This is a genomic window from Hansschlegelia zhihuaiae, assembly GCF_004103825.1.
GTDB classification, from domain to species: Bacteria; Pseudomonadota; Alphaproteobacteria; order Rhizobiales; family Methylopilaceae; genus Methylopila; species Methylopila zhihuaiae.
This window is the reverse complement of record NZ_RYFI01000039.1, coordinates 1-10950: the sequence shown is the minus strand read 5'-3', so window position 1 is coordinate 10950 and position 10950 is coordinate 1. Positions and strand designations below refer to the sequence as shown.

At 64.9% G+C, this 10950-nt stretch carries 7 protein-coding genes; 3 read left to right on the top strand and 4 right to left on the bottom strand.

Annotated features, from left to right (window positions below):
• The first annotated feature begins 225 nt into the window (after nucleotides 1–225).
• Nucleotides 226–1227, top strand: coding sequence for an SDR family NAD(P)-dependent oxidoreductase (locus tag EK403_RS21845; protein ID WP_128779564.1), 1002 nt, complete (start codon nucleotides 226–228; stop codon nucleotides 1225–1227).
• 100 nt (nucleotides 1228–1327) lie between these two features.
• Here the strand turns inward: EK403_RS21845 and EK403_RS21840 are convergent, their stop codons facing one another.
• From EK403_RS21840 to EK403_RS21825, 4 genes are all read right to left on the bottom strand, one after another.
• The gene (locus tag EK403_RS21840; protein ID WP_128779563.1) at nucleotides 1328–2446 is read right to left on the bottom strand and encodes an alpha/beta hydrolase family protein; all 1119 of its coding nucleotides are present in this window, start codon (nucleotides 2444–2446) and stop codon (nucleotides 1328–1330) included.
• 407 nt (nucleotides 2447–2853) lie between these two features.
• A complete protein-coding gene (locus EK403_RS21835) occupies nucleotides 2854–4626 on the bottom strand; it encodes a glycosyltransferase family 8 protein (protein WP_164919727.1) in 1773 nt (590 codons plus the stop codon).
• A gap of 465 nt (nucleotides 4627–5091) precedes the next feature.
• On the bottom strand, nucleotides 5092–6036 hold the full coding sequence (locus EK403_RS21830; RefSeq protein WP_128779561.1) for a glycosyltransferase: 945 nt from the start codon (nucleotides 6034–6036) through the stop codon (nucleotides 5092–5094).
• A 69-nt stretch (nucleotides 6037–6105) separates the two neighbouring features.
• Nucleotides 6106–8199, bottom strand: coding sequence for a glycosyltransferase family A protein (locus tag EK403_RS21825; RefSeq protein WP_164919726.1), 2094 nt, complete (start codon nucleotides 8197–8199; stop codon nucleotides 6106–6108).
• 495 nt (nucleotides 8200–8694) lie between these two features.
• Between EK403_RS21825 and EK403_RS21820 the strand changes: the two genes are divergently transcribed.
• Complete coding sequence (locus tag EK403_RS21820; protein ID WP_128779559.1) at nucleotides 8695–10044, top strand: UDP-glucose dehydrogenase family protein; 1350 nt, start codon at nucleotides 8695–8697, stop codon at nucleotides 10042–10044.
• Between the two features lie 225 nt (nucleotides 10045–10269).
• Nucleotides 10270–10875, top strand: coding sequence for a class I SAM-dependent methyltransferase (locus tag EK403_RS21815; RefSeq protein ID WP_128779558.1), 606 nt, complete (start codon nucleotides 10270–10272; stop codon nucleotides 10873–10875).
• Nucleotides 10876–10950: the final 75 nt, after the last annotated feature.

Below are 10950 nucleotides of genomic sequence, written 5' to 3'. Positions count from 1 at the left end.
GGCCTCGTCCACATCCACGACCTCCTCAAAATCGGAATCGCCTGAAAAAGGCGGGGGCCGGAGCGCGCCGCGCCGACTGTTCTCGAACAGCCGGACAGCGTGAGGCCGCTGCGCATGAAACTGGGGCGGCGTCTCTCGACAGGGCGCGCGTCGCCTGCTCGAACACCAGCCGCGGCCCAGCGCCAAAGGCGTCATCCGATCAAGCGTTCGACTGAGGCATAGATCGTGGCAATTCTGGTCACCGGCGTCGCCGGCTTCATCGGCTATCACGTGGCCGCGCGTCTCCTGAGGGAGGGGACGAGCGTCGTCGGGATCGACAACCTCAATTCCTACTACTCGGTCGAGCTGAAGAGGCGCCGGCTGAAGGAGCTCGACGCCACGTTCGGCGACGCGTTCCGCTTCTTCGAGGTCGATTTCGCTGACGCCGACGCTCTCGCCGCGGCGCTGAAGGGCCACGAGTTCAAGCGCATCATCCATCTCGGGGCGCAGGCCGGCGTCAGATACTCGATCCAGAACCCGAGGTCCTACGCTCACTCAAACCTTCTCGGTCACCTCAACATCCTCGAACTCGCCCGCGATCAGTCCGCGGATCATCTGGTCTACGCCTCGTCCTCATCGGTCTATGGACGGAACACGAAGCTGCCCTTCAGCGTCCAGGATCGCGTCGACCTGCCGGCGTCGCTCTACGCGGCGACGAAGCGCGCCGACGAGCTGCTGAGCGAATCCTACGCGCACATTTTCCGCTTGCCGCAGACCGGGCTCCGCTTCTTCACGGTCTATGGGCCTTGGGGCCGACCGGACATGGCGCTCTGGCTGTTCACCGACGCGATCATGAACGGCAGGCCGATCCAGATCTTCAATGGCGGCGAGATGCGCCGGGACTTCACCTTCATCGACGACATCGTCGACGGCGTCGTCAAATGCGTCGCGACGGCTCCACTCGACGACGGCGAACTCAAACCCGGCGGCAGCCGCACGCCGCATAAATTATACAATATCGGCAACAACAACGCCGAGGAGCTGCTCGTCATGATCGAGCTTCTCGAACAGGCCTGCGGCAGGAAGGCGGAGCGCGAATTCCTGCCGATGCAGCCGGGCGACGTCAAGGAAACCTACGCCGACATCACGGACATCTCCCGGGACCTCGGCTTCAGCCCGAAGACGACGATCAAGGAAGGCATTCCGCAATTCGTCGACTGGTTCAAATGGTACCACGCGACGGCCTGACGCCGTCGACGGATCGCGTCGCGACAGCGCCCCTCGAGCGGGGCCGCCCGATCCATGGGTGGATCACGCGGCCCCTTCGAGGTCGTCTCGATCGTCGGTTCTATTCGGCGGTGTTCTCCTCGAGCCAGCCGAGGATGTAGTCCGCGACCTTGAGGCTGTTGGTGTCGTGCATCACCATATGGGTGTTGCCGCGGAGGCCGACCGAAGGCAGCTCGACCACCTGAGCCTTGCCTCCGGCCGCGTTGATCCTGTTCGCCACGATCGTCCTCGCGTCGAAGCGCGGCTGGCCGGTCGAGGCGGGATTGCCCTGGACGTTGTCGCCGAACAGCTCGAGGTCCGGGACGTTCTTGTAGCCCTTGATCATGTCGTCGGTCGGCACGACGTTCTGGCTGCCCTCGATGTTCACCACCGCCTTCACGAGCTTCGGCCGCTCGCCGACGATCGCGTCGGCGGTCGGGCCGGACTGCGAATGCACGAGCAGGATGGCCGGACCGATCTTGTCCAGCAGCTTGACCACGCCGTTGGTGGCCTCGATCAGCGCGCCGCCGACCGTCACTTCGGCGGAGGGCACGATCATCTCGCCGAGGTCGTCGAGGTTCTTGGTCGGGAATTTGATGCCCGGGAACTTCTTGCCGAATTCGGGCCCGAACCGCCAGTTGACCCAGGAGGCGTTCAGCGTGCCGCGCGCGATACCGGGGAACAGGTCGATGTCGCCCTTGACCTTCGCTTCGTTCAGGATCTCGGGATTGAAGCCCGACCTTCCGCGACCCGGAATGTCGACGTTGTAGACGGTGTAGCCCTTGCGAACGAAGTAGCTGGACCAGCCTTCGCGTCCATCGGGCGTGTGCTCCCACACCGAGCCCGTCAGGCCGCCGCCATGGATCATGACGACCGGCAGCTTCTTGGCGTTCATCGGCACCTGGTAGTGCACGTACATCTGGTTCCTGATGACGCGCCCGGGAACGATGGGCTCCACGACGGCCGGATACTTGGCCTTGAAGCGCTCGCCGTTCAGGAAGAACGTGCCTTCGTCCTTCAAGGTGAGAGGCGTCTTGAAGTTGTTTAGCGGGATTTCGATGTCTTCGCCCGCCGCCGGGGTCGCATCGTCGCCGTCCTGCGCGTGTGCGGTCGACGGAAAGACCGCGATCGACAGCGCAAGCGAAAGCGCGGCAGCCGCAAACGCCGCGCAATGGCGCGGTTGCTCCATGATCTTCTTCATCTGGCGTTTCCCGTTTCTGTCTTGGGCGCATCTTCCGTGCGCCGGCCAAATTTTAGCACCTCTGGAGAACAGCGCGCCGCGTAGGGCGAACTGGTCTGGGCGCTGAGGGAACAGGGATGACTTTTAAGAGCAACTACACACGTAGAGTAAATCATGCTACATCACGGCGACGTGATATATGTTAGCGAGCGATCGAAAATCTTTGCAATAACAAGATACCGCCGTTGGATTTCCGCGATCCCGGCGAAGAAATCATCATGTATGCATGATCAGATCGCCGGCGGGCGGCCTGCGAAGTCGCAGGACGTCGGGAGGCGTCTCGCAGCCGACAAATGCCGCCCTCGCCGCCTCGACAGAGGTCGGGCCGTCATGCGCTCAGGCAGCGAATGCGTCGCCTGTCGAGGAGGCTAGCGGCCGCCCTCGTCCCACTTCGTCAGCGGCAGCTTCCTGTCCCGCGTTCCGTCGAGAAGCTCGACGCCGTCGGCCGCGAGGGCCGAGGCCGTTAGTCGAACCGCGTAGTCGACCCGGTCGTTCGTCGCCTGGGGTCGGGGCGACGGACAGAGGTCGACGCTCCCCCGGAAGGCGTTGAACAGGCTGGACATGTCGGTCGGCGGACCGTGGTTGACGATCACCGCCCGCCGAAAGCCGAGCGCCTTGGCGATCGGGGCTCCGTAGGTCAGGCAGTCGAGCCGCGCGCTGTCGAGATAGCCCGCGACGTCGAATTCGGTCGATCCCACGACGTCGACGTAGCGCACGAAGGGCCGTTCGTGCAGCAGGTAGTTGATCTCGTGTCGCTGGAACGATCGGTCGCCCTCGAGCGGGGCCTTGGCCGCGAACGGCGCCCACAACACGGGACGGGCCTCGAGCGAATGGATCGCCTCGGCGCATCTGTCGTCCAGCCGCAGCGAGCCCTCCGCCTCCAAGACGAAGTTCCGCCATCCGAGGACGGCATGGTGGGGGGCGAGCCGCGTGGCCGCCGGAGCTTCGGACGGATCGGGAAGCCAGACGGTCTCGAATCGCGATCCAGCGGCGTCGATGTGATCGACGGCGCGCAGAGTTTCGATCAGCAGGCAGGTCGCGGCCTCGCCGGAGGACCGGGGCAGCGCCGGCTCCCGGCGATCCCACCTCGTCTCGTCCTGGAACTGTCGCAGCCGATGCTCGAAATGCAGAGGCCTGACGCGGTTCGTCCAGAAGGCGGGGAACTGCTGGGACCTCTTGCCGGGGTCGGCCTTGGCCTTCGACGGCTTGTTCCAGGGCTTCGGACCGGCGAAGTGCAGAATCGATATCCCCTCGGTCTGCCCGCCCAGGAATTTGCCGATATACTTGATGTTGCAGTTGTAATTGGGCGGAAGGATCGTGACAGGTTTGCCCATCAGGAACACGTTCCAGGCCTTCTGGTCGGCGAACCGGTCGATCACGTCGTCGAGCGGCGGCAGAGAGGCGCCGATCACAGCCTTGGCGGCCTCGAAGGTCTCCTCGTTCAGAAGCACGCCGGGAATCGAGATCACTCCGCTGTTGAGCACCTCCCGCCCGGTGTGGTTCGAAACCGACGCGTATTCCCGGTCGCCGAAATCATAGGCGATCCGGAGGTTGGTCTCGTCGCCCTCCCAAAGCGCGCTGACGTCGCCATTGATCAGCGTGTCGGCGTCGAGCACCACCACGCGCTCATATTGGGACAGGCGCAGGGCGCAGAACTTCATGTAGCCGAGCTTGCCGATCCGGCGTCGGCTGGAGGTCTCGTATTCCGACAGGTCGAGCCAGTCCATGTCGGGCGCGGAAAACGTCGCGTGGGGATAGAGTCCGGTGACGTAAGCCTGATCGAGTTCGCTGAGGGAGCCGTCGTGGAAGATGACGACGTCGTTCTCGATGTCCGGATAGACGTCCATGAGCGAGAGCAGCAGGGCCGCGAGGCCCGGCAGGAACGACCTGTCCGCCACCATGACAAAGGCGACGGTCCCCGACGGCGCCTCGCCACGCGGCGCCCGCCTCTGGAACACCGGCATCGTTTTGCGGAGAAGCGTCTCCTGCTCCAGGGGCTGCAGCACCTGACCGGCGTCGAGCTTGGCCTTGATCGCCGGCGCGAGGAGGCGCCGGTTGCGCTCGAGCTCGAACGCGTCGCCCGTCGACAGCGGATCTCCGGAGGAGAGAGGGTCCGCGACCGTCGTCGAGCCGCGCCCCAAGCCGGCGTCAACGCTCGCGGCAGGCGCTGAGGGTTCGTCGTCTTCCCCGTCGTCAGCCGTCCTGGGCAAGCCGGATTCGGGATCGAGGCCGAGTTTGGCCCGCCAACGCTTCCGGATTCTCTCGCGCTGGGTTCTCGCCTCGTCGCGCTGATGCTTCGCCGCATCCCGCTGCTTGCGCGCCTCGTCACGTTGACCGGCCAAAACGTCCACCGACGTCTTGAGCGTCGCGATCTCTGTCAGGGCCAAATCGCACAGCGCAATGGCGGCGTCGACAAGTCGGTCTTTGTTAACCGCCATCACCCAACCGAATCAGACAATCCGACGATCCAGCCGTCCCGCATCGAATCCTGCGGCTATGTTATTTCAAGCGCGCCGCCGAGGCGACCGAGGCTGATCATCGAGCGGCGAGCGAGCGCCCCTCGATGACGTTCGAGACGACGCATTGGACACTGAGGAAGGACGGCGTCACGCGTCAGCCGCCATCCGGTCCTCTTCAAAGGCCTCGCGGACTTGCTGCCACAGCTGCATCGTGGCCCTCGCCCGGTTCGGACCCTTGGCGCGCCAGGGCTTCTGAGACCCTGCGTAATGCAGGACCCTCACGCGGCGCATCAGCTCCATCGCGTCGATCCGGTCAACCAGGTCCAGGTAGTTCTCCTGGAAATTGTAGGAGCTCGAGACCATCGCCGATGGAAAGCTCCGGCGGTGTTTCGGGTCCCGGAACAAGTTGGTGAGGTGGGATTGCTCGTTGATTTCCGAGCGGCTCTTGGCGAACGCCAACAGCGTCTTGCGGAAGGAGCGGCTGAGCAGGGGCTTCCGCACCAGCATCAGGCCGCTGTTGATCCGCCCCATATAGGCGCTGCGCCTGTTGATAAGCTCGAGAAGGCGCTTCTTGGTGTCGAGCTGCCGCGACCGTCCCTCGCCGGACGACACCATGGTCCGCTGGAACTGCGGACAGCTGACGATCGCGGCCTTGGGATGGAGCGACAGCAGGCCTTCGAGCGGGCGAAGGCAGAGCATGTCGACGTCGAGGAACAGCAGTTGATCCACCGGCGCCTCGTCGAAGATCGACCATTTGAGGCAGGTGCCGCGGTTCCATTTGGCGCGCTCCGGACGCTCGATATGGTTCTCGGAGACGTCCTCGAGCTCCGCCAGATCAGCGCCCTCGATCACGCGGAACCTGTCCGTCACCAGGCGGACGATCGGGTCGTCTTGGACCGCCGGGTCGTTCGAATAGATATAGATCGGACAGTCGAGCAGCGTGTTGGCGCGCGCCAGACTATAGATCATCACGTGAAACGGCTCGACATATTCGGCGTCGAACGCGAATGCGAGCGCCGTCCGCGGCAGACGCGCCGACCGGTCGTCCTCGGGACGGAAGGGCGTGCGGATGTTGAGGCGTCGTAGCGTCATCGACGATCCAGCTCATGAAGGTCGGCGCACCCGCAGGCGGCGTGATCCGCCCCGGCCGGGTTCATCGCGTCACTGGTTTCGGCCGCCGTCCGGCGTGATCGGCTCGGGAGCCCAGAAACGGCGCTCCTCCGGCGGAAAGGCCATGTGAAGATCGGCGGGATTGCTGGCGAGGGTGTCGATGTGCCAGCGCACCCAGGACTCCCAATATTCAAGACGCACCTGCGAATAGCGGTATCTGTCGAAGGCCGCCGCCCCCGATTGGGTCAGCGACGCCTCGTGATGCAGGCCGATGGCGAGCGGCAGCCGAAGCTCGACAGTTTCCGCCTGGCCGCAGCGGTTGCGGATGCGCCACAGATATTCGGTGTCGGCACCGGTGCGGACCGTGTCGAAGTACCCCACGGTCTCGACCACATCCTTGCGCACGAAGATCGAGGCGGGATTGGCGTGCTGGTAGCCGCCGGCGTGCCTCTGCGCGATGCGCCCGTCGGCGCTCATGCGGTACCACAGCGACGTCGAGCACGCGGCGCCGCGCCGCATGGCGTCGAGATGCCGCGCGATGCGTTCGGGATGCATCCAGTCGTCGGAATCATGGAACGTGTAGAAGTCGGCGTCGACCTGCGAGATCGCGATGTTCTTGCACGTATAAGTGCCGCTGTTGACGTCCGAGCCCATGATCCGAACCCGGGCGTCGGCGGCCGCCAGCCGCCTCGCGATCTCGAGCGTGCCGTCGCTGCTGCAGTCGTCCACGATGACGAGAATGACGTCGCCATAGGTCTGCGCGAGCACGGACTTCGCGGCGTGCTTAAGGGTCCGCTCGGAGTTGAACGCGGTCATGACGACGGCGACTCGCCCCTCTCCGCCGATGGAGGGCGCTCCGGAACTCTCCGCAATCGGAGCGAAGCGCGCGTCCCCTTCCTGATCGAGCGGAAAGCGCGGGGCCGAGAGGCCGTATTGCTCGAAATACATGCCGACGAAGCGCCGCCAGCTCGCCAGATCGCCGATCTCGAGATGGAGGTTGGCGGCGGCGAGCCAGACGTCGTGCCCCTGCTTCAACGCCGCAAGGCCCGCCAGCGCCTTCGAAAGCGCCTCGGACCACCGGCCCTGCCGGAGATCGTTCTCGACGAGCGCGACCGTCAGCTTCGGATGCGGCCGCCCGAGCAGCGTCTCCGCGGCGCGGTAGTAGGCGTCCCTGAGACCCGCGGAGCGCTCGTCGAGATTGTTAGCCAGCAGATAATAGGGCTGCCAGTGCGTCGGTTCGTTGAGCCGCGCGAGTTCGAGGGCGGCGACGCCTTCGTCGGCGCGTCCGTTGCGGATCAGAAGCTGTCCATGAAGGATGAGCGAGGCCTGGACATTCTTGGCGTCGAGAAGAGACCGCCAATTCGGAAGAGCGTGGAGCTCTTCGAGCGCCGCGATGGCGGACTGGGTTGCGTTCAGATTGGCGAGCCCGCGCGCGGCGAAGAACAGCAGCTGCGGCCAGACGCGTTCGAGGCGCCGCTCCTCCCGCCATGGACGCGCCGCGTCCAGCAGCTGGAAGATCTCGTGATATCTGCGGTCGAAGAACCACCTCGCCACCGCCGCCGTCACCAGCTCGGGATGATCCATGACCACCTGTCGCAGCGACAACTGGTCGGTCCTGCGATCAGCCAGCAAAGCCAGCAGGTCTTCCGGGGAGCGAAGCGGGTAGACGAAGCCGATCCTGTCTTCGGCGAGCGGACTCTGCGGCGCGATCTCGACGGTCAGGTCGCCGCAGACGCCGACGCCCGCCAGATGGACCGAAAAGCACGCGACCGACGCCGCCCGCGGAAGCTCGACCTCCTGTCGCGCCTCATTTTCCGCCAGCGGAATCCAGAACTGCGTCAGGAACCGACGGCCATCGTCATAGACCTGAAAGCACAGAAAGCATTCGGGCGGATAGCTCCCCGCGTCGCGCCTCACGGTGACCGCCAGGCGTCCTCTCTCGCGGAATGCGAGGGCGTAGGCCTGCTGCCGCTGCTTGGAGCTAGCGCGATTTCCGAATTGGGTCAGCCGGATCGAGGCGGCGGCGGGCAGCGCGAACGCGGCTCCGTTTGCGCCGGCCTCGAACTGGGCCAGGGCCGTCGCGACCTCAGTCGCGTAGAGCGGCAGCCGGGTCTCCCTCGATCCAAGCGTCAGCCGAATCGCCATGATTTCGCCCGTCGACGCCGCGGAGGTCACGGGCGTCCCTTCGGGATCCGACAGTCCTTCAGCGTCGCTGTTCAGGGTCATACGGACCGACGGATGTCGCGAAAGGTCATCGGGCGCGCCGCCGCGGGCTGTTCGAGCCTCGACGTCGCCACCGCGGGACGCCGCTGGTGTGCGGGGCTCGGCGGCTCGGCTGGACATGAACTAGCCTTGAAGGACTGACGCATTGCTTGGAGCGCGAGATCCGATGCGACGGCTTGGACCGAGAAGAAACTGCACGTCGCCCGGGAACTCCCCATTGTCCAGCCTGCCGGCCTGGAAACTAGCCCAAACGGCGTGAGCGTCAAAGTTCTACCGGGGGGCCTGAGCGACGCCGCGTCGCATCAGGCTTTGTGTGCGGTGCGGCATGGACGATTGCCACCCTCTTGGCGCATATGGTAGGTCCGCCAAGCGCCCCCTTAGCGCCGCGTGGACGGCGCCCCATGAGAGGCTGACATTATGCGCATCGCGGTCGTTGGCTCCGGCTATGTCGGGCTCGTTTCAGGCGCTTGCCTTGCGGATTTCGGCCACACGGTGGTGTGCGTCGACAATGACAATGAAAAGATCGAGGCGCTCCTGCAGGCTCGGGTGCCGATCTTCGAGCCCGGGCTCGACGAGCTCGTCGCGACGAACATCCGCGAAGGCCGCCTCCACTTCACGACCGATCTGGCCGGCGCCGTCTCTAACGCCGAGGTCGTGTTCATCGCGGTCGGGACGCCCTCGCGTCACGGCGACGGCCATGCGGACCTCACCTATGTCTATGCGGCGGCGCGCGAGATCGCCGGCGCGATCAAGGATTTCACCGTGATCGTCGACAAGTCGACGGTCCCGGTCGGCACCGGCGACGAGGTCGAGCGCGTCATCCGCAAGGCCAACCCGGTCGCCCGGTTCTCGGTCGCGTCCAACCCCGAGTTTTTGCGGGAAGGCGCCGCGATCGCGGACTTCAAGCATCCGGACCGCATCGTCGTCGGCGTCGAGGACGACATGGCGAAAGAGGTGCTGACGAACGTCTACCGTCCGCTCAATCTCAACCGCGTGCCCATCATGTTCACCCGCCGGCGCACCGCCGAGCTGGTGAAATACGCCTCCAACGCGTTCCTCGCGATGAAGATCACCTTCATCAACGAGCTCGCGGATCTCTGCGAGAGCCTGGACGCGGACATCCAGGACGTCGCGCTCGGCCTTGGGCTGGACAACCGCATCGGGCCGAAATTCCTCCATGCGGGGCCCGGTTATGGCGGCTCGTGCTTCCCGAAGGACACGATCGCGCTCGCCCGCACCGCGCAGGACGCCGCCACGCCGCTGCGGCTCGTCGAGAGCACCATCGCGATCAACGACCAGCGCCGCCGCAGCATGGCGCGTCGGGTGATCGCGGCCTGCGACGGCGTCGTCCGCGACAAGACGATCGGCGTGCTCGGCCTGACGTTCAAGCCGAACACCGACGACATCCGCGAGTCGCCGGCGCTGTCGATCATCCAGGCGCTCAAGGACCGCGGCGCCAAGGTGCGAGCCTATGATCCCAAGGGACGGGAAGCGGCCGCGGAACTGCTTTCTTCGGACGACGTCTATTTCGCGAGCGATCCGTATGACGCCGCGGCCGACGCCGACGCGCTCGTGATCGTCACCGAGTGGGACGTCTTCCGGGCGCTCGATCTGCGCCGCTTGCGCGAGGTTATGAAATCACCCGTGCTGGTCGACCTGCGCAACGTCTATGGCTACACCCAGATCGAGCAGGCCGGTTTCAGCTATCATTGCATCGGCCGGCCCCGGCAGGCGTCGAGCGTGGCGACCAGCCAGGCGGCGGAGTGACGTCGGCCGTCTGGCGGCCATGTCGAGAGCGTCGCCAAGCGCGTGACGCAGCAAAGGAGCCGCGGTCCGCGGCCCTTACACCAGGGCCGACGTGGTTGCTGCGCGGCAAGCCGTTGATATAGCTTAGCGCCTCCTGAGCGAGCCCGACGCCGGCTCGGCGAGTTCTCCCTCGGCGGCGCGTCGTCTGCGTGTTCGGAAGCCATAATCGATGAATCGGGGACCTCAATGCTGACGACGCCTTCCGACACCGACGCCTGGGACGCTCGAAAACTTGAAGCGTCCTTTGCGGACCTCAAGACGCGCTGGGAGCTCGGAAAGATCATCCGGCCGGGCGGCGTTGCGGTCGAGCTCGGCGTCGCGAATGGCGGGTTCTCGGAGACGCTGCTCAAGAAGACAAACATTTCCTATTTGTACAGCATCGACATGTATGCTGACAAAAAGCATACGGTCGAAGAATACTGCGCCGTCATCAAGCGCCTGATGCCTTATCGAGAGAGAAACGCGATCCTCAAGCTGAGGTTCGATCAGGCGCTGGCGGTGTTTGAGGATGAAACATTCGATTTCATCTACGTCGATGGCTACGCCAGCGGCGGCGAAGAGGACGGCAAGACGTTCGAGGACTGGTGGCCGAAGCTGAAGCCTGGCGCCGTAATGGGCGGCCACGATTACGACAGCAACTGGCCTCTGGTCATCCAGTCGGTCGACAGATTCGTCGCCAAGCACAATCTCGACCTGTTCACGGTCGGCGGAACGAAGGATCGCGAGGACGATTACAATCGCTTCGCGTCATGGTTCGTGGTGAAGCCTCAGGCGGCGGCTGAAGCGGCCTGAGCGTTCCACCTTCCCGACCCGTGGAGTTCTCCGTCTGATGGGGCAGCCGCTTCGCACCGCCGCCACGCCTGTCGC

Coding starts and splice junctions, on each gene's coding strand:
- EK403_RS21840 (WP_128779563.1), bottom strand. CDS start 2,446: ATGAAGAAGATCATGGAGCAACCGCGCCATTGCGCGGCGTTTGCGGCT.
- EK403_RS21830 (WP_128779561.1), bottom strand. CDS start 6,036: ATGACGCTACGACGCCTCAACATCCGCACGCCCTTCCGTCCCGAGGAC.
- EK403_RS21825 (WP_164919726.1), bottom strand. CDS start 8,199: ATGGCGATTCGGCTGACGCTTGGATCGAGGGAGACCCGGCTGCCGCTC.
- EK403_RS21820 (WP_128779559.1), top strand. CDS start 8,695: ATGCGCATCGCGGTCGTTGGCTCCGGCTATGTCGGGCTCGTTTCAGGC.
- EK403_RS21815 (WP_128779558.1), top strand. CDS start 10,270: ATGCTGACGACGCCTTCCGACACCGACGCCTGGGACGCTCGAAAACTT.